Raw genomic sequence first — 18519 nt, 5'->3', positions numbered from 1 at the left:
CGGTCGGGGACCTCGTAGGCCTCGACTGAGACGTGGTCGAGCGGGCCGGAGCGCGCGAGGCACGAGCGCGGTCCGTAGTCCGCGAAGGTTGAGCAAGCCCCGCGACCGACGAAGGAGGTCGCGACGGGCGCGTCGAAACCCCCGCACGGAAGTGTGACCGCGTCACCGCCGTTGCCATCCTGCTCGGCGTGGTGAGAGTGGGCTACATCCTGCGTTTTCCGCTCACCTGGGCGGGCGATCGTTCCTGGCCGCCGCCGAGACCTCGCCCGCCGTCACCCAGGCACGCTGGGGAGGTGGGGGTCGCGGTGCCAGACATCTCACCGGGTTTCGTGACGCGTCACCCAGCCCCCTCGCTCCGCTCGGGTCTGGGTCGACGCTCCTCAACCTTCGCCGCTGATCGCGGGGTTCGCGAGCTCACCCCGCGGCGGCTCCCCGCGAAGGAGACCTGGTCGTGGTCGATGGTGAAGTGGCGCCCTTCCGCAGCGGCGCGGCGGGTGGCGTCGGCGACCTCGGGCATGTGGCGGGCGATGGCCTCGTCGACCAGCCGGTCCACCACGACCGGGCGGACCCGGTGGGCCACCGGTGCGACGTGGCGGTCGACGTGGGCCGCAGCGTCGGGGGTGAGGGCGTGGGAGATGGTCTGCTCGGCGACCCGGCGCGCCTTCCATGCCGGCAGCTCCCCGGCGGTCACCCGTTTCCACAGCCGTGGGAGCCGGTGGCGCAGCTCGAGGGCCTGCCCGACGTAGCGCTTCCCGGCCTCGGTGGACAGCCCGACTGCGGCCGCGAACTCCGCGATCGAGAACTCCGCGACCAGCGGCGCACCCGGCCCGGCCACCGGCACCGCGGTGTCACCGAACCCACCGGCATAACCCGAGGTGCGCAGCACCTCGGCGGCCTCCAGCGACTCCGCCGGATGCTGGTCGGCCCACACCACCGCCGCCCGCAACAGCAACGCCTCGGCGCGGTCGGCCACCACCCGCTGCTCCCGAGCGAAGGCGAGCACCTCGGCCGGGGCATCCAGATCGCCCAAGCTGAGTGTCGCGGTGGCTTCCATGAGCAAACTCAACCAGAGGGCACCGACACTGCGACCCCGAAATCGGGCACGATCGAGGGGGCTGTGGAAGAAGGTTGCTGCCAGGAAATCTCGCGCCACAACCACAGCGGTCGACCCCGACAAACCGCAACCGAACCACGAACCGTAAGTCCCGCCGTACTTCAGCGAACCGCAACCACGACCCTCGTGCCGTCCGGCCGAGGGCCGGACGGGGAGGGCCGGACGAGCGGAGGTCACTCCTCCGGAGCGCTGTACCGCGGATCCACCAGCTCGGGGTCGATGCCGAGCAGCTCGGCGACCTGCTCGACCACCACGGTCAGCACCATGGCCTCCAGGTCGGCGCGGGTCTCGCAGCGGTGCTCGATGGGACGGCGGAAGAGCACCAGCCTGGTCGGGGTGGCGCCGCTGCCACGGACGAGTGACGACAGCGGGACGGTGCCGGAGGTCCAGTCGTCGGGGATCTGCGGCGCGTCCTCGACGGCGTACTCCACGAGGCCGAGCCGGTCCTGCCAGCGCAGGTCGATGTCGGTGACCGTGTCGAGCACCAGGTCGTCGAAGCGTTCGCGGCGGGTACGTCGTTCCGGCAGGCCGGACCTTCCCGGCATCACCCCGGGCCCCCGCATGCCGCGCCCGCGGCGGTCCCGGCGTCGACCTCGCTGAGCTGGCTCCTCCACAGCCGCGAGCCTAAACGGAGCGGCTCCCAGGGGCGGGTACCGTCAGCGCCGTGAGTTCTGCCCGTCGCTGTTCGCGCACCGCATGTGGTCGCAACGCCAGCACGACGTTGACCTATGTGTACGCCGACCAGACGGCGGTGCTCGGCCCGCTGGCGACCTACGCGGAGCCGCACGCCTACGACCTGTGTGACGCCCACAGCGAGCGGCTCTCCGCCCCCCGGGGCTGGGAGGTCCTCCGGCTCTCCCAGGACCCTGCTGCGCAAGGACCCACGAGCGACGATCTGCTGGCCCTGGCGGACGCGGTCCGCGAGGCCGCCAGGCCGGCCCCCGCCGAGATCCCCGGACCTGCGGCGGAGACCGGCCGCGAGGTGACCCGGCGCGGCCACCTGCGGGTGCTCACCTCCGACTGACGCCACGACCGGGTCCGGCCGACGCTAGGCTCCGGCCATGGCCGAACCACGCGATCCGGGGACCCTCGAGGCGATCTTCAAGGCCTACGACGTCCGCGGCACGGTGCCCGACCAGATCGACGACTCCCTGGCACGCAGCATCGGCGGTGCGTTCGTGCGGGTGGTCGACGCGTCCACCGTCGTCGTGGGGCACGACATGCGACCCAGCTCGCCCGACCTCGCCGGGGCCTTCGCGGAAGGCGCGGCGGCGGCCGGCGCCGACGTGGTCCTGATCGGGCTTGCGGCCACCGACCAGCTCTACTTCGCCTCCGGCGCCCTCGGTCATCCCGGGGCGATGTTCACCGCCAGCCACAATCCCGCGCAGTACAACGGCATCAAGCTCTGCCGCGCCCACGCCCAGCCGATCGGCATGGACACCGGGCTCGCCGACATCCGCGACGCCGTAGCGGCGGGGGAGAACCCGGCGGCCGCCTCCCCCGGAGCGGTCTCCCAGCGCGACGTCCTCGCGGCGTACGCCGCGCACCTGCTCTCGCTCGCGCCCGTGCAGGGGCGTCGGCTGAAGGTGGTGGTCGACGCCGGGAACGGCATGGCCGGGCTGACCGCTCCGGCGGTGTTCGACCGGCTGGGCGCCGACCAGGTCGAGCTGGTGCCGATGTACTTCGAGCTCGACGGCACCTTCCCCAACCACGAGGCCAACCCGATCGAGGCCGCCAACCTCGTCGACCTCCAGGCCCGGGTCGTGGCGGAGGGCGCCGACGTGGGCCTGGCCTTCGACGGTGACGCGGACCGGTGCTTCCTGGTCGACGAGCGGGGCGACGCGGTGTCCCCGTCGACCCTGACCGCGCTGATCGCGTCACGGGAGCTGGCGAAGGAGCCGGGCGCCACGGTGATCCACAACCTGATCACGAGCCGGGCGGTCCCCGAGCTCGTCTCCGAGCTCGGCGGCCGGGCCGTCCGCTCACGGGTGGGTCACTCCTACATCAAGGGGACCATGGCCGAGACCGGGGCGATCTTCGGCGGCGAGCACAGCGGCCACTTCTACTTCCGCGACTTCTGGCGTGCCGACTCCGGCATGCTCGCCGCCCTCCACGCGCTGGCCGCCCTGGCCGAGTCCGACCGCCCGTTGTCGGAGCTCCTCGGCGAGTACGAGCGGTACGTCGGCAGCGGCGAGGTCAACTCCACCGTCGACGACCAGGGCGCCGTGCTCGCGGCGATCGAGAAGGCGTACGCCGACCAGGGCGCCGAGATCGACCACCTCGACGGGCTCACCGTGGCCCGCGACGACTGGTGGTTCAACGTCCGCGCCTCCAACACCGAGCCGCTCCTGCGGCTCAACGTCGAGGGCCGCGACGACCAGACCATGTCCCGGATCCGGGACGACGTCCTCGCCCTGATCAGGAGTCCCCAGTGAAAAATGCCCCAGACAAGTGCTCGCTTCGCTCCGCTTTGCCCGGGGACCCCGCATGAGACTCGACCCCGCCCTGCTCGAGATCATCGTCTGTCCCGCCTGCCACGCCGGTCTCGAGCCGCAGGCCGAGGAGCTGGTGTGCTCCGGATGCGGCCTGGCCTATCCGGTGCGCGACGACATCCCCGTCCTGCTCGTCGACGAAGCCCGTCGACCCGGCTGACGGCCGACCTTCCATGGCGACCTGGTTCGACGAGTCCCGCCTCGACGACGAGGCCGTGCTCGCCCAGAGCGACGCGGCCCTGCGTCACCTCGCCGAGACGGGCGCCCGGGTGCGCCGCGAGGCAGGAGCGGCCGGCGAGGCGATCGACGCGGCCGTCGCCCGGACCGCGGGGGCGCCGAGGGTGCGGGCGGTGGTCGCCGCGGGACCTGACTCCCGCCTGCTGCGTGCGGTGCTCGAGCCGTGGTGCCCGGTGCCGTTCGTCGCCTGGCCCTCGCCCAACCTCCCGGGATGGGCGGGGAGCCTCGATCTCGTGGTGGTCCTGGCGCCCGACGGGGTCGGCGCGGGAGTCGCCTCCGCCGTCGCCGAGGCCGTGCGCAGGGGTTGCCAGGTCGTGGTCGCCTGCCCGCCCAACTCGCAGGTCTGCGAGCACGCGGTGGGCCGCGACAGCACGATCCTGCCGACCACCAGCCGCGACCAGCTGGCGGCGGCGGTCGTGATGCTCGAGTACCTCGACCGCGTCTCACTGGGCCCGAGCACCGACGCGGGAGGCGTCGCCGATGCCCTGGACGAGGTGGCCGAGTCCTGCTCGCCGCGCCGCGACCTTGCGGTCAACCCCGCCAAGATGCTGGCCATCGCCCTGGCGGACACCAACCCGATCGTGTGGGGCGGATCGGTCCTCGCCGCCCGCGCCGCGCGCCGGATCGCCGAGTCGATCCGCCGAGCCAGCGGCCGGACCGCGCTGGCGGGTGACGCCGAGCACCTGCTGCCGGTGCTCGAGGCGACCCGGCCGCGGGACGTGTTCGCCGACCCGTTCTCCGAGGGTGGCGGCAAGCTCCGTCCGATGCTGCTGGTGCTCGACGACGGGGCCGAGGAGGCCGTCGTACGCGAGGAGCGGGGCGTGCTGCAGGCCGCGGCCCAGGCGCGCGGCGTCCGGGTCGAGACGCTCACGACCGACGCGCCGACCGAGGTCGCCCGCTACGCCTCGCTGTTCCTGAGCGGGTCCTACGCCGCGGAGTACCTCCGTCTCGGGCTGGTCGAGGAGTAGATCGCCGGAGCCCCGGCGGCACCGGCAGCGTGACCGGATAGCCTGCCGCCCATGGCAGCGGATGGTGGCACCAGGGCCGTGGTGGCCGCGCTCCTCGCAAACACCGGGATCGCTCTCACGAAGTTCGTCGCGTTCGCCCTCACCGGTGTGAGCTCGATGCTGGCGGAGGCCATCCACTCGGTGGCCGACGCGGGCAACCAGGGGCTGCTGCTCCTCGGTGGCCGGCAGTCGCGCAAGGAGGCCACCGAGACGCATCCGTTCGGCTACGGCCGCGAGCGCTACATCTACAGCTTCATCGTGGCCATCGTGCTGTTCAGCGTCGGGGGCCTCTTCGCGCTCTACGAGGCGTACCACAAGTACCACGAGATCCATGAGGCCCACGGCCACCCGGCGGACTCCATCCTGACCAGCCGGTGGTGGTGGGTGCCGCTGGTCGTGCTCGGCATCGCCATCGTGCTGGAGACCCTGTCGTTCCGCACGGCGATCATCGAGACCAACAAGATCAAGGGCGACGCGTCGTTCGTCCAGTTCATCCGCCGGGCCAAGCAGCCCGAGCTGCCGGTCATCCTGCTCGAGGACCTCGCCGCGCTGCTCGGCCTGGTGTTCGCCCTCGTCGCGGTCGCGCTGTCGCTGATCACCGAGAACCTCTACTTCGACGTCGCCGGCACCGCCCTGATCGGGCTGCTGCTCGTCACCGTCGCGGTCACGCTGGCGATCGAGACCAAGAGCCTGCTGCTGGGGGAGTCCGCAACGCCGGCTGCGCAGCGCCGGATCGCGGCTGCGCTCGAGTCGACCCGCGAGTTCGAGCGGATCATCCACCTCAAGACGCTGCACCTCGGCCCCGAGGAGCTGCTGGTCGCCGCGAAGGTGGGGGTGACCCGGGGCGTGTCCACCGAGCAGCTGGCCGCGGCGATCGACACCGCCGAGGCGGCCGTGCGCGAGGCCGAACCGCTCGCCCAGGTCATCTACCTCGAGCCCGACATCTATCGCGAGGGCCACGTCCCGGCGGAGCGGCCCGAGCCCCCGGAGCCTGCCGGACACTAGTCCGCCGGCGGACACCCCCCGGGGTCGCCGAGGATTCGGCGCACGACCGGGGTCGCAGTTAGCCTCGTGCCATGGACTTCAAGGTTGCCGACCTGGACCTGGCCGACTACGGCCGCACCGAGATCAGCCTCGCCGAGCACGAGATGCCCGGTCTGATGGCGATGCGCGAGCGGTACTCCGACTCCAAGCCGCTCGCCGGCGCACGGATCGCCGGCTCGCTGCACATGACCGTGCAGACCGCGGTGCTCATCGAGACCCTCGTGGCGCTCGGCGCCGAGGTCCGCTGGGCCTCCTGCAACATCTTCTCCACCCAGGACCACGCCGCGGCCGCCGTCGCGGTCGGTCCCGAGGGCACGGTCGACGCGCCGTCCGGCGTCCCGGTCTTCGCCTGGAAGGGCGAGACGCTCGAGGAGTACTGGTGGTGCACCCAGCGCATCCTGCAGTGGCCCGACGGCAAGTTCGCCAACATGATCCTCGACGACGGCGGTGACGCCACCCTGCTCGTCCACCTCGGCGTCGAGGCGGAGAAGAAGGGCGAGGCGCCTGACCCGGCGACCGCCGCCAGCCACGAGCAGAAGGTCATCTTCGAGGCCCTGCAGGTGTCGCTCTCCGAGAGCAGCGACCGCTGGACCAAGATCGCCAACGAGATCCAGGGCGTGACCGAGGAGACCACCACGGGCGTCCACCGGCTCTACGAGATGATGAAGGAAGGGTCGCTCCTCTTCCCGGCCATCAACGTCAACGACTCGGTCACCAAGTCCAAGTTCGACAACAAGTACGGCTGCCGCCACTCGCTGATCGACGGCATCAACCGCGCCACCGACGTTCTCATCGGCGGCAAGGTCGCGGTCGTCTGCGGCTACGGCGACGTCGGCAAGGGCTGCGCCGAGTCGCTGCGCGGCCAGGGCGCCCGGGTCATCGTCACCGAGATCGACCCGATCTGCGCGCTGCAGGCCGCGATGGACGGCTACCAGGTCTCGACCCTGGAGGACGTCCTCGACACCGCCGACATCATCATCACCGCGACCGGCAACAAGGACGTCGTCACGGTCGACCAGATGAAGCGGATGAAGCACAACGCGATCCTCGGCAACATCGGTCACTTCGACAACGAGATCGACATGGCCGGCCTCGAGGCACCCGGTGTCGCCGAGCGCAAGAACGTCAAGCCGCAGGTCGACCTGTGGACCTTCCCCGAGGGCAAGGCGATCATCGTGCTCTCCGAGGGCCGCCTGATGAACCTCGGCAACGCCACCGGCCACCCGAGCTTCGTGATGTCGAACTCCTTCACCAACCAGGTGCTGGCCCAGGTCGAGCTGTTCACCAAGCCCGAGGCCTACCCGGTCGGCGTCTACGTGCTGCCCAAGCACCTCGACGAGGAGGTCGCCCGGCTGCACCTCGGCGCCCTCGGCGTCCGGCTGACCACGCTCACCGACGACCAGGCCGCCTACCTCGGCATCGAGTCCGGGGGCCCGTACAAGCCGGAGCAGTACCGGTACTGACGCAGGTCGGCCGGTTTCCGCAGGTCGGCTGGCAGACTTGACGCATGAGCGAGCCATCCGACGCTGCCACCAAGGGACGTGTGCTCGTCGTCGACGACGACGCGTCCCTGGCGGAGATGCTCACGATCGTCCTCCGCCAGGAGGGCTTCGAGAGCCGCATGTGCACGCGCGGGGACGAGGCCATGGGTCACTTCCGGGAGTTCCGGCCTGACCTGGTGCTCCTGGACCTGATGCTGCCGGGCAAGGACGGCATCGACGTCTGCAAGGAGATCCGCACCGAGTCCGGCGTGCCGATCGTGATGCTCACCGCGAAGGGCGACACGATCGACGTGGTCCTCGGCCTCGAGTCGGGCGCGGACGACTACGTCGTGAAGCCGTTCAAGCCCAAGGAGCTGATCGCCCGGATCCGCGCACGGGTACGTCGCTTCGACGCCCCGGGCAACGAGTCGCTCTCGATCGGCGACCTCAGCATCGACGTACCCGGTCACGTGGTGACCCGTGACTCCCGGCCGATCAACCTCACCCCCCTCGAGTTCGACCTCCTCGTCTGCCTGGCCCGCAAGCCCTGGCAGGTGTTCACCCGCGAGGTGCTCCTCGAACAGGTCTGGGGGTACCGCCACGCGGCGGACACCAGGCTGGTGAACGTCCACGTCCAGCGCCTGCGCTCCAAGGTCGAGCACGACCCGGAGAAGCCCGAGATCGTCGTGACGGTCCGTGGGGTCGGGTACAAGGCGGGGACTCCCTGAGCGCCATCGGGACGATCCCGTGACCGATCGAAGCCTCACTGCCGCCGCCGGGCGCGGACTCACGTTCTGGCGCCGGTCGATCCAGGCGCGTGTGGTCGCCAGCACCTTGCTGCTCTCCGCGGCTGTCGTGGGGGTGGTCGGCTGGTTCCTGCTCCAGCAGACCCGCGACGGCCTGCTGGAGCAGCGGGTGGCCGCCGTGGTGGCGGAGTCGAACAACGAGACCACCGAGGCGCGCGCCCGGCTGGCCGCGGCGCCCGGCACCGACATCGACACCAGCGCCCAGCAGCGAGACCTGATCGACCCCATCATCCAGCGCGGGGACACTCGCGGGTTCAGCGTCGTGCTCTTCGGTCCGGTGGGCTCGGGCGCGCAGATCGACGACGGCGGCGCGTACTCGACTCCCAACCTCGACACCTCCAGCGTCCCGGCGTCGCTGCAGCGGCACTTCTCCGAGCCCGCGGGCACCGCCTGGACCTACACCGAGATCCGCACCGAGAGCGACGAGGGGGGCCCGCCCCGCAGCGTGCCGGGAGTGGTCGTGGGATCGCAGGTCGTGCTCCCGGCGGACGGCGCGACCTACACCCTCTACTACCTGTTCCCGCTCACCGCCGAGCAGGAGACGCTGGCGCTGGTGTCCCGGGCGCTGCTGACGGCAGCGGTGCTGCTGCTCCTGCTGGTGGCCGGGCTGACCTGGCTGGTCACCCGTCAGGTGGTCACGCCGATCCGGCTGGCCCGACGGGTCGCGGAGCGGCTGGCCTCGGGCCAGCTCCAGGAGCGGCTGCGGGTGTCCGGCGAGGACGACCTGGCCCGGCTCGCCACGTCGTTCAACCAGATGGCGACCAGCCTGCAGCGCCAGATCCGGCAGCTGGAGGAGCTCAGCCGGGTCCAGCGCCGCTTCGTCTCCGACGTCTCGCACGAGCTGCGTACCCCGCTGACGACGGTGCGGATGGCCGGTGACGTGCTGCACGACGCGCGACGGGAGTTCGACCCGGTGACCGCCCGGGCCGCGGAGCTCCTCCAGACCGAGCTCGACCGCTTCGAGACGCTGCTGGCCGACCTGCTCGAGATCAGCCGCTTCGACGCCGGCGCGGCGGTGCTCGAGACCGACGACGTCAACCTCGTCGACGTGGTGCACCGGGTGGTCGACCTCACCCGGCCGCTGGCCGAGCAGCGGGGCACGGACGTGGTGGTCCTGACCCCGGACCACCCGTGCCTGGCCGAGGCCGACGTACGGCGCGTGGAGCGGATCGTGCGCAACCTCGTGAGCAACGCGATCGACCACGCCGAGAGCGGCGACGTCGTCATCCACGTGGCCGGCGACGACCACGCGGCCGCCATCGCGGTCCGCGACTACGGCGTGGGCCTCGCACCCGGAGAGTCGGCCCTGGTCTTCAACCGGTTCTGGCGCGCGGATCCCTCGCGGGCGCGTTCGAGCGGCGGCACCGGCCTGGGCCTCTCGATCTCGCTCGAGGACACCCACCTGCACGGTGGCTGGCTGCAGGCGTGGGGTCGGCCGGGGGAGGGGGCCCAGTTCCGGCTCACGCTGCCCCGCCGGGCCGGCGGGACACTGCGTCAGAGCCCGCTCCCGCTGGCCCCCGAGGACGCTGGGGTGAAGGTCCGATGAGCCGTCTGGCGAGGCGAGCGATGGTGGCGGTCACCACCGCAGTGGTGGTGCTGGCGGCCGCCGGCTGCGTGCAGGTGCCCGAGAGCGGGCCGGTGGTCGGGGCAGGGTCGGAAGGCCGGGCGGACGAGCCTCCGGGCGTGTTCATCGACCCGAAGCCCCCGGCGCCGGGTGACAACCCGGCCGACATCGTCACCGGCTTCCTCGACGCGATGACTGCCACCCCCATCCAGACCAACGCGGCCAAGGCCTTCCTGACCCCCGACGCCCAGGCGGCCTGGGAGCCCGAGGCCGAGACCATCACCTACTCGGAGGCCTCGCCGCCGCGGGGCGGGCTCCGGGTCTCGGTCCGGCTCGACGGGGCCCAGCACCTCGACGGGCGCGGCTCCTTCCTGGGCCGGCTGCCCGCCGGAGAACGTTCGCTGACCTTCCCGATGGCGTCGGAGGACGGCGAGTGGCGGATCGCGCGGGCACCGGACGCGCTGATCGTCCCGGACTCGTGGTTCGAGCAGCGGTTCCGCCAGGTGTCGCTCTACTTCTTCGACCCCAGCGCCCGGATCCTGGTGCCGGAACCCGTCTTCGTCCCGCGGGGCGAGCAGCTGGCCACGGCACTCACCAGCGCCCTGCTCCGCGGGCCCGGACCGGCCCTCCAGGGGATCTCCCGCAGCTTCATCCCCGAGGGCCTGAGCTTCGGGCTGTCGGTCCCGGTCTCCGACGAGGGAGTGGCCGACCTGTCCCTGCGCGGATTCTCCGGGCGCCTGACCCCCGACGCCAGCGAGCAGATGCTCGCCCAGCTGGCCTGGACCCTGCGCCAGGAGCCGGCGATCGAGGCCCTGCGGGTGTCCGTCGGAGGGCGGCCGGTCACGCTGGCCGGTGGTGAAAGCCTCTTCGACGTCGACGAGCAAGGGGCGCGGTACGACCCCACGGTCCTCGACGCGAGCACCCTGCTCTACGGGCTGGGTGCCGGGCGCCTGGTCTCCGGGCCGCCGGACTCGCTGTCCCCGGTGGACGGGCCGCTGGGCGTCACCAGGCTGGGGCTGCGCTCCGTCGCGGTCGACCTGACCGCCGACCGGGTCGCCGGCATCTCCGCCGGTGGTCACGGCGTCCTGATGGCCCCGGTCCGCAACGAGAGCGGCAGGGTGGACTCGGTGGTCAGTGGGGCGCGCAGCCTGCTCCGTCCCTCGTGGGACTTCAGCGACACGCTGTGGCTCGTCGACAACACCCCCGGCGGGGCCCGGGTCTCCTACGTCACCGACCGCAACCTGCCGGTGCCCCTCCGGGTCCCGGGCGTCACCGGCCGCCGGGTCTCGCACTTCACGGTCTCCCGCGACGGCTCACGGCTGGTCGCCGTCGTACCCCGTCCCGGGGGCGACCGGGTCATGCTGAGTCGCATCGTGCACGACGCCGAGGGCCGCGTGGTCCGGGCGAAGGAGGCGCGCCGCGTCGCCTGGCAGGGCGACAGCCGCCTCGAGGTGCGCGACATCGGCTGGAGCTCGCCCACGTCGCTGGCCGTGCTGCACCGGCTGGCGCGCCAGCTGTACCAGGTGCGCACCATTCCCGTGGACGGCTCGCCGCCGGGCCCGGACAGCCTGCTGACGACCCTGCCGGGGCAGGTGACCTCCCTCGTCGCCTCGCCCGTGCAGAGCGAGGGACTGTTCGTGGCCACCCGGTCCGGCCTGCTCGACCTGACGCAGGATGCGCCCGCGACCGCCCTCGACCCCCGGATCCGAAGCCTGGACTACGTCGGCTGATCCGAGCGGTTTCCACAGCCGAGCGGACCGCGGTTGAGCCGGGGCGGCGACCTTGCTGCGATCGGCACATGCGCGACGTCTTCGCCGACCTGGTGCTGGGAGGCACCTGCGTCGGATGCGGCCACCCGGGCCGCCCGCTCTGCCGGGAGTGCGCGGCGGAGCTACCGACGGTCGCCACGACCCGGTGGCCTGTCCCGGCCCCGCCGGGTCTGGCCACCCCCTGGTCGGCCGGGGCGTACGACGGCGTGACCCGGGCGATGGTCGTGGCCCACAAGGAGCGCCGGGTGCTGGCGCTGCGGCGCCCGCTCGCTCGTCTGCTGGCGGCCGCGGTGGCCGCCGCCGCGCCCGCAGGAGAGGTGGTCCTCGTCCCGGTGCCGTCGCGGCCGGGTGCGGCGCGTGCGCGCGGTCACGATCCCACCGGTGCCCTGATCCGTGAGGCCGCCCGCCTGCTCCGCCGACAGCAGTACGACGTGACGCCCGCGCGGCTCCTGGTCTCGCGCGGTGCGGTGGCCGACCAGGCCGGCCTCGACGCCGCCGCGCGTGCCACCAACCTGGCGGGGTCGATGTTCTGCCCGGCCGCGCGACTGCGCCGGGTCGCGGGCCGGCGCGCGCACGTCGTCGTGTGCGACGACGTACTGACCACGGGCGCCACCGCTCGCGAGGCACAGAGGGCCCTGGAGGCGGTGGGGCTCTCCGTGGCCGGGGTCGCCACGGTCGCGGCGACCCTCCGGCGAGGGGACCACTGGTCCGCCGGTCGGGAATCTTGACCCCCACCGCTTTCCCCGGGTCGCCCCAGCAACTACCGTCGTGACATGGAGTCCGTTCGGGTCCGTGGTTGCGTCATCGGGACGCGCTGGGCCCCCAGGGCGTCCCCATGGCAAGCCGATGCCAGTCGCAGGCGAAACGGCCCACGTAACGGGGCCCTTCGGGGTCCCGGATCACGGTGCGGCTTAGACGTAAGTCCTGCCTTGCCGCCACCGTCGTACACGGTGGTGGGCGGGAGAAGGTCAGTAGTGGCACTCAAGCTGCGAGCACCTCAGCAGGCGATTGTGGGGACGAAGACCAGGTCGGCCGGACGGGCTCCTGCCCACCCTCAAACAGCAGGTCCTGAGCCTGCGAGCGGATGAGGACCAAACGGATCACCGGAGGTTCACATGGAAGTTGTGGTCACGGGACGGCACTGCGAGCTCTCTGACCGGTTCCGAAGTCACGTAGCCGAGAAGCTGTCGCGACTGGAGAAGCACGACCACCGGATCATCCGGGTACAGGTCGAGGTCGAGTGCGAGCGCAACCCCCGTCAGCACGACCGCGCGGTGCGGGTCGAGCTGACGGCCTTCTCGAAGGGGCCCGTGATCCGCGCCGAGGCTGCGGCCGAGGAGAAGATGGGCGCGCTGGACCTGGCGCTCGACAAGATGGCCTCCCAGATGCGCCGGGCCGCCGACCGGCGGCGCGTCCACCGCGGCAGGCGTGCTCCCGTCTCCGTCGGCCAGGCCATGGCCGACGCCCCGGTGGACGCCACGCTGGGCGGACCCGGGGCCGATGACGAGGTGACGATCGACCGCAAGGTCGGGCCGATCAGCGTGACCGGCGACGGCCCGCTGGTCGTCCGGGAGAAGTCCCACCACGCGACTCCGATGAACCTCGACCAGGCGCTGTACGAGATGGAGCTGGTCGGCCACGACTTCTACCTCTTCGTGGACAAGGAGAGCGAGCGTCCCTCGGTCGTCTACCGGCGTCGCGGCTACGACTACGGCGTGATCTCGCTCGATCTGGGGGCCGCGGGCTAGACCGTCAGTTCGCGCCCACGAGGAGGGGTGGCCCGGAGGGGCCACTCCTCCTTGCCGTCCCATGGCCCCGAACGTGCCCCAAACTGCCCCGGACGTGCCATGATTGCGCTCGTGGTGCAACGCGCGGGGGAACCCATCCGGGTGCTGGTGGTCGATGACCAGGAGCTGTTCCGGCGCGGGCTGACCATGCTCCTGGCCGCCGAGCCGACCCTCGAGGTCGTCGGTGAGGCCGGAGACGGCGTCGAGGGAACGAACCTCGCGGCCGGAGTGGCGCCCGACGTCGTGCTCCTCGACGTACGGATGCCCAAGCGCTCCGGCATCGAGGCCTGCCGTGCCATCAAGGAGGCAGTCCCCTCCTCCAAGATCATCATGCTCACCGTCTCCGACGAGGAGGCCGACCTCTACGAGGCCGTCAAGAGCGGGGCCTCGGGCTACCTGCTCAAGGACTCCTCCATCGAGGAGGTGGCCCAGGCCGTCAAGGTCGTGGCGGAGGGGCAGTCCCTCATCAGCCCGTCGATGGCGGTCAAGCTGATCGACGAGTTCAAGCAGATGTCGCGGCCCGAGCGCCAGCACGTCCCGGGCCTGCGGCTCACCGAGCGTGAGCTCGAGGTGCTGCGGCTGGTCGCCAAGAGCATGAACAACCGCGAGATCGCCAAAGAGCTCTTCATCAGCGAGAACACCGTGAAGAACCACGTCCGCAACATCCTGGAGAAGCTCCAGCTCCACTCGCGGATGGAGGCGGTCATGTACGCCGTCAAGGAAAAGCTGCTGGACCTGCCCTGACTCCTGCCGGAGGCAGGAGTCAGGAAAAGCAGGGAAGGTTGAGCAAGCCCCGCGCCCGAGCCCGCGAGGGCGCGACGGGCGGGTCGAAACCCGGTGGCCTTGGGCGCTGACGGCGACCAATGTCCGTACCCCGTGGTTAGGTTCAGTCCGTGACGCTGTCCTTGAGCCGGGCCCAGGCTCGCCGCATCGCCCTCGCCGCCCAGGGTTTCCTCGACCGGCGCCACACCACGCCCACGATGCGCACCTTCGCACGCACCCTGGACCGCACCGGCGTGCTCCAGGTGGACTCCGTCAACGTCCTGCAGCGGGCCCACTACATGCCGCTGTACTCCCGGATGGGCCCCTACGACACGACGCTGCTGGATCGGGCCCAGACCTCCAACGGGCGGGGACCCCGCCGGGTGGTCGAGTACTGGGCCCACGTCCAGGCGCTGATGCCGGTCGAACTGTGGCCGGTGATGCGGCACCGGATGGAGTCCTACCGCACCCAGCGCCACAAGTGGTGGGGGACCGAGGTGACGCCCGAGCTGACCGCGCGCCTGTTGGACGAGCTCGCCGACCTCGGGGCCTCCACGGCCCGCGACCTCGACGACGGGCTCCCGCGGAGCCGTGAGCACTGGGGGTGGAACTGGTCGTCGACCCGACGCGCCCTCGACTACCTCTTCATGGTCGGCGACGTGGCGGTGGCCGGGCGCACGTCCCAGTTCGAGATCCGCTACGACCTGCCCGAGCGGGTCATCCCGCCCACGGTGCTGGCCCAGCCCATCCCGCCGGTCGCCGACGCCAACCGCGAGCTGGTCAGCCGGGCGGCGCGGTCCCACGGTGTCGCCACCGCGCGCTGCCTCGCCGACTACTACCGGATGAAGCTCCAGCCCGGCACGGGGCAGGTGGCGGCACGCGAGGCCATCGACGAGCTGGTCGAGGACGGCGAGCTGATCCCCGTGACGATCGACGGCTGGAGCCGACCCGCCTACCTGCACCGCGAGGCGCGGCGGCCGCGGCGAGTGGCGGCCCGGGCCCTGCTCAGCCCGTTCGACCCCCTGGTGTGGGAGCGGGAGCGCACCGAGCGGCTCTTCGACTTCCACTACCGGATCGAGATCTACGTGCCCAAGCCGCAACGGGTGCACGGCTACTACGTGCTGCCCTTCCTGCTGCGGGACCGGATCGTGGCCCGGGTGGACCTCAAGGCGGATCGCCCCGCCGGCCGGTTGGTCGTCAAGGCGGCGTACGCCGAACGCGACGCACCCGACGACACCGCCGACGAGCTGAGCGCCGAGCTGCGCGACCTGGCGCAGTGGCTGGGACTTGCCGGGATCACCGTCGAGCAACGAGGTGACCTGGCGCCCGCCCTGCGCCCCTGAGTCGCCGTCCCCGGCGGATCCGCCGAAGATGCCGCCGCAATCCACCCGCTGGGTAGAGTGGCAGCCGCAATCCGACGTCACTCAGGGAGCCCACTCTCGTGCCTGCCATTCTCGACAAGATCCTCCGCATCGGCGAGGGGAAGATCCTGCGCCAGCTCGAGGCGGTGGCCCAGGCCGTGAGCGCGATCGAGGACGACTTCGTCGCCATGAGCGACGCCGAGCTGCAGGGGATGACGGCTGAGTTCAAGCAGCGCCTCGAGCAGGGGGAGAGCCTCGACGACCTGATGCCGGAGGCGTTCGCGACCGTCCGCGAGGCCGCCAAGCGGGTGATCGGCCAGCGCCACTACGACGTCCAGATCATGGGCGGCGCTGCGCTCCATCTCGGCAACATCGCCGAGATGAAGACCGGTGAGGGCAAGACCCTGGTCGCCACGTTGCCGTCGTACCTGAACGCGCTGACCGGCAAGGGTGTCCACATCGTCACCGTCAACGACTACCTGGCGAGGTACCACGCCGAGTGGATGGGCCGCATCCACCACTTCCTCGGCCTGACCACGGGCGTCATCCTCCCGGAGATGAAGCCCGACGAGCGCCGCGACGCCTACGCGTGCGACATCACCTACGGCACCAACAACGAGCTCGGCTTCGACTACCTGCGCGACAACATGGCCAGCACCATCGAGGACTGCGTCCAGCGCGGCCACAACTTCGCGATCGTGGACGAGGTCGACTCGATCCTGATCGACGAGGCCCGCACGCCGCTGATCATCAGCGGGCCCACCCAGGACGAGGTGCGCTGGTACGGCGAGTTCGCCAAGCTGGCCCTCCGGCTCGAACGCGACGTCGACTACGAGGTCGACGAGAAGAAGCGGACCATCTCCGTCCTCGAACCCGGCATCACCAAGGTCGAGGACCACCTCGGCATCGAGAACCTCTACGAGTCGGCGAACACCCCGCTCATCTCCTTCCTCAACAACTCGATCAAGGCCAAGGAGCTGTTCCGCAACGACAAGGAGTACGTCGTCATGCAGGGCGAGGTGCTCATCGTCGACGAGCACACCGGCCGGATGCTGTCGGGGCGCCGTTACAACGACGGTCTCCACCAGGCGATCGAGGCCAAGGAGGGCGTGACGGTCCGCGAGGAGTACCAGACCCTCGCCACCATCACCCTGCAGAACTACTTCCGCCTCTACGACAAGCTCTCGGGCATGACCGGCACGGCGATGACCGAGGCGTCGGAGTTCGACAAGATCTACAACCTCGGCGTGGTCCCGATCCCGACCAACCTGCCGATGGTCCGCAAGGACCAGCCCGACCTGGTCTACCGCACCGAGGAGGCCAAGTACCACGCGGTCGTGGAGGACATCACCGAGCGCCACCGCAAGGGCCAGCCGGTCCTGGTGGGCACCGTGTCGGTCGAGAAGTCCGAGCTGCTCTCGGGGATGCTCAAGAAGAACAACGTGCCGCACAGCGTCCTCAACGCCAAGGTCCACGCCGACGAGGCCAAGGTGGTCGCGATGGCCGGTCACAAGGGCGCGGTCACCGTGGCCACCAACATGGCCGGCCGAGGCACCGACATCATGCTGGGCGGCTCGGTGGAGTTCCTCGCCGACCAGAAGCTGCGGCAGGAGGGGCTCGACCCGGTCGAGCACTCCGACGAGTACGAAGCCGCCTGGCCGCGGGCGCTCGAGGAGATCAAGGCCCAGGTCGCCACCGAGCACGACGAGGTCCGCGAGCTCGGCGGCCTCTACGTCGTCGGCACCGAGCGGCACGAGTCCCGCCGCATCGACAACCAGCTGCGCGGACGCTCCGGGCGTCAGGGCGACCCGGGCGAGTCCCGGTTCTACCTGTCCCTCCAGGACGAGCTGATGCGGCTGTTCAAGTCCGACTGGGTCGACCGGGTGCTCCAGGTGCTCAAGGTCCCCGACGACGTCCCGATCGAGAACAAGCGGGTCACCGGTGCGATCGCCAACGCCCAGGCCCAGGTCGAGTCGCAGAACTTCGAGAGCCGCAAGAACGTCCTCAAGTACGACGACGTCATGAGCCGGCAGCGCGAGGTCATCTACGCCGAGCGGCGCGAGGTCCTCGAGGGCGCCGACCTTCAGGAGCAGACCCGGACCTTCATCGACGACGTCGTCACCGGCTACGTCATGGGGGCCACGGAGGACTTCGCGGAGGAGTGGGACCTCGAGGCGTTGTGGACCGCCCTCGGTCAGCTCTGGCCGGTGTCGATCGACCGCGGGGTCCTCGAGAAGGAAGCCGGAGGGCGGGGCAACCTCGACCGCCAGGAGCTCATCGACGCGCTCAAGCTCGACGCGCACGCGGCCTACGACCGCCGCGAGGCGGAGGTCGGCGCCGAGGTCATGCGCGAGCTCGAGCGCCAGGTGATCCTCTCCGTGCTCGACCGGAAGTGGCGCGAGCACCTCTACGAGATGGACTACCTGCGAGAGGGCATCTACCTGCGCGCCTACAGCCAGCGCGACCCGCTCGTGGAGTACCAGCGCGAGGGGTTCGACATGTTCGCCGCCATGATGGACGGCATCAAGGCCGAGGTGGTCGGCTACCTGTTCAACCTCGAGGTCCAGGTCGACGAGGAGGACGAGGTCGCGGAGGCCGAGCCGGCGATGACCGAGCCGATGCGGGCGCCGCTCCCGGTGGCCGACGGTCAGCCGGAGCAGCAGACCCCCCACATCCGGGCCAAGGGTCTGGAGCGTGTCCAGCCTCCCGAGAAGCTGACCTACGCCGGTCCGACCGAGACCGGAGAGGTCGAGCAGCGCGGCCAGACGGCCAGCAACGCGGACGACCCCTACGCGGGCATCGGTCGCAACGCGATGTGCCCCTGCGGGTCGGGCAAGAAGTTCAAGAAGTGCCACGGCGCGCCCGGGGGACCGACCGGTCTCACCGCGCGTCCGGCGGGCTGAGACGCACCGGAGGTTGAGGTGCGAAGGCGTCTGGGGGCCAGTCTCGGGAGGTTGAGGTGCGCAGGCGCCCGGCCGTCTGGGGGCCAGACTCCGGAGGTTGAGGTGCGAAGGCGCCCGGCCGTCTGGGGGCCAGACTCCGGAGGTTGAGGTGCGAAGGCGCCTGGGACCAGACTCCGGAGGTTGAGGTGCGAA

Annotated in this window: 16 protein-coding genes; 14 read left to right on the top strand and 2 right to left on the bottom strand. The window is 71.1% G+C overall.

The features are described 5' to 3' along the window. Positions 1 to 337: 337 nt before the first annotated feature. Positions 338 to 1054 carry a DUF222 domain-containing protein gene (locus tag VFN12_RS12535; protein ID WP_325119036.1) on the bottom strand — a complete coding sequence of 239 codons (717 nt, stop codon included), beginning with the start codon at positions 1052 to 1054 and terminating at the stop codon, positions 338 to 340. Between the two features lie 233 nt (positions 1055 to 1287). Further along, on the bottom strand, positions 1288 to 1728 hold the full coding sequence (locus VFN12_RS12530; RefSeq protein WP_325119035.1) for a metallopeptidase family protein: 441 nt from the start codon (positions 1726 to 1728) through the stop codon (positions 1288 to 1290). A gap of 50 nt (positions 1729 to 1778) precedes the next feature. Here VFN12_RS12530 and VFN12_RS12525 point away from each other — a divergent pair, with 50 nt between their 5' ends. The 14 genes from VFN12_RS12525 (at position 1779) to secA (ending at position 18327) form a co-directional block, all read left to right on the top strand. Next, positions 1779 to 2138, top strand: coding sequence for a DUF3499 domain-containing protein (locus VFN12_RS12525; protein WP_325119034.1), 360 nt, complete (start codon positions 1779 to 1781; stop codon positions 2136 to 2138). Positions 2139 to 2175: 37 nt separating this feature from the next. Next, the gene (locus VFN12_RS12520; RefSeq protein ID WP_325119033.1) at positions 2176 to 3549 is read left to right on the top strand and encodes a phosphomannomutase/phosphoglucomutase; all 1374 of its coding nucleotides are present in this window, start codon (positions 2176 to 2178) and stop codon (positions 3547 to 3549) included. Positions 3550 to 3601: 52 nt separating this feature from the next. Continuing rightward, positions 3602 to 3766 carry a Trm112 family protein gene (locus VFN12_RS12515; RefSeq protein WP_325119032.1) on the top strand — a complete coding sequence of 55 codons (165 nt, stop codon included), beginning with the start codon at positions 3602 to 3604 and terminating at the stop codon, positions 3764 to 3766. A gap of 13 nt (positions 3767 to 3779) precedes the next feature. After that, the gene (locus VFN12_RS12510; RefSeq protein WP_325119031.1) at positions 3780 to 4811 is read left to right on the top strand and encodes an SIS domain-containing protein; all 1032 of its coding nucleotides are present in this window, start codon (positions 3780 to 3782) and stop codon (positions 4809 to 4811) included. A 51-nt stretch (positions 4812 to 4862) separates the two neighbouring features. Then, positions 4863 to 5855, top strand: coding sequence for a cation diffusion facilitator family transporter (locus VFN12_RS12505; RefSeq protein ID WP_325119030.1), 993 nt, complete (start codon positions 4863 to 4865; stop codon positions 5853 to 5855). 71 nt (positions 5856 to 5926) lie between these two features. Further along, complete coding sequence (gene ahcY / locus VFN12_RS12500) at positions 5927 to 7357, top strand: adenosylhomocysteinase (protein ID WP_325119029.1); 1431 nt, start codon at positions 5927 to 5929, stop codon at positions 7355 to 7357. A gap of 44 nt (positions 7358 to 7401) precedes the next feature. Next, positions 7402 to 8103 carry an MtrAB system response regulator MtrA gene (gene mtrA / locus VFN12_RS12495; protein ID WP_325119028.1) on the top strand — a complete coding sequence of 234 codons (702 nt, stop codon included), beginning with the start codon at positions 7402 to 7404 and terminating at the stop codon, positions 8101 to 8103. A gap of 19 nt (positions 8104 to 8122) precedes the next feature. After that, entirely contained in the window at positions 8123 to 9727 is a 1605-nt protein-coding gene (gene mtrB / locus VFN12_RS12490; RefSeq protein WP_325119027.1) for an MtrAB system histidine kinase MtrB, read from the top strand. A 23-nt stretch (positions 9728 to 9750) separates the two neighbouring features. Next, entirely contained in the window at positions 9751 to 11475 is a 1725-nt protein-coding gene (locus VFN12_RS12485) for an LpqB family beta-propeller domain-containing protein (protein WP_325119026.1), read from the top strand. 68 nt (positions 11476 to 11543) lie between these two features. Next, positions 11544 to 12242 carry a ComF family protein gene (locus tag VFN12_RS12480; protein ID WP_325119025.1) on the top strand — a complete coding sequence of 233 codons (699 nt, stop codon included), beginning with the start codon at positions 11544 to 11546 and terminating at the stop codon, positions 12240 to 12242. A gap of 387 nt (positions 12243 to 12629) precedes the next feature. Further along, on the top strand, positions 12630 to 13262 hold the full coding sequence (hpf, locus tag VFN12_RS12475; RefSeq protein ID WP_325119024.1) for a ribosome hibernation-promoting factor, HPF/YfiA family: 633 nt from the start codon (positions 12630 to 12632) through the stop codon (positions 13260 to 13262). Positions 13263 to 13373: 111 nt separating this feature from the next. Continuing rightward, positions 13374 to 14045, top strand: coding sequence for a response regulator transcription factor (locus VFN12_RS12470; RefSeq protein WP_325119022.1), 672 nt, complete (start codon positions 13374 to 13376; stop codon positions 14043 to 14045). 149 nt (positions 14046 to 14194) lie between these two features. Continuing rightward, complete coding sequence (locus VFN12_RS12465) at positions 14195 to 15406, top strand: winged helix-turn-helix domain-containing protein (protein ID WP_325119021.1); 1212 nt, start codon at positions 14195 to 14197, stop codon at positions 15404 to 15406. Between the two features lie 98 nt (positions 15407 to 15504). Beyond that, the gene (gene secA / locus VFN12_RS12460) at positions 15505 to 18327 is read left to right on the top strand and encodes a preprotein translocase subunit SecA (RefSeq protein ID WP_325119020.1); all 2823 of its coding nucleotides are present in this window, start codon (positions 15505 to 15507) and stop codon (positions 18325 to 18327) included. Positions 18328 to 18519: the final 192 nt, after the last annotated feature.

The sequence above is a fragment of the Nocardioides sp. genome, assembly GCF_035703625.1.
Classification (GTDB): Bacteria; Actinomycetota; Actinomycetes; order Propionibacteriales; family Nocardioidaceae; genus Nocardioides.
Note: the sequence above shows the minus strand (reverse complement) of the source record. Positions and strands in the feature narration are given on the sequence as shown.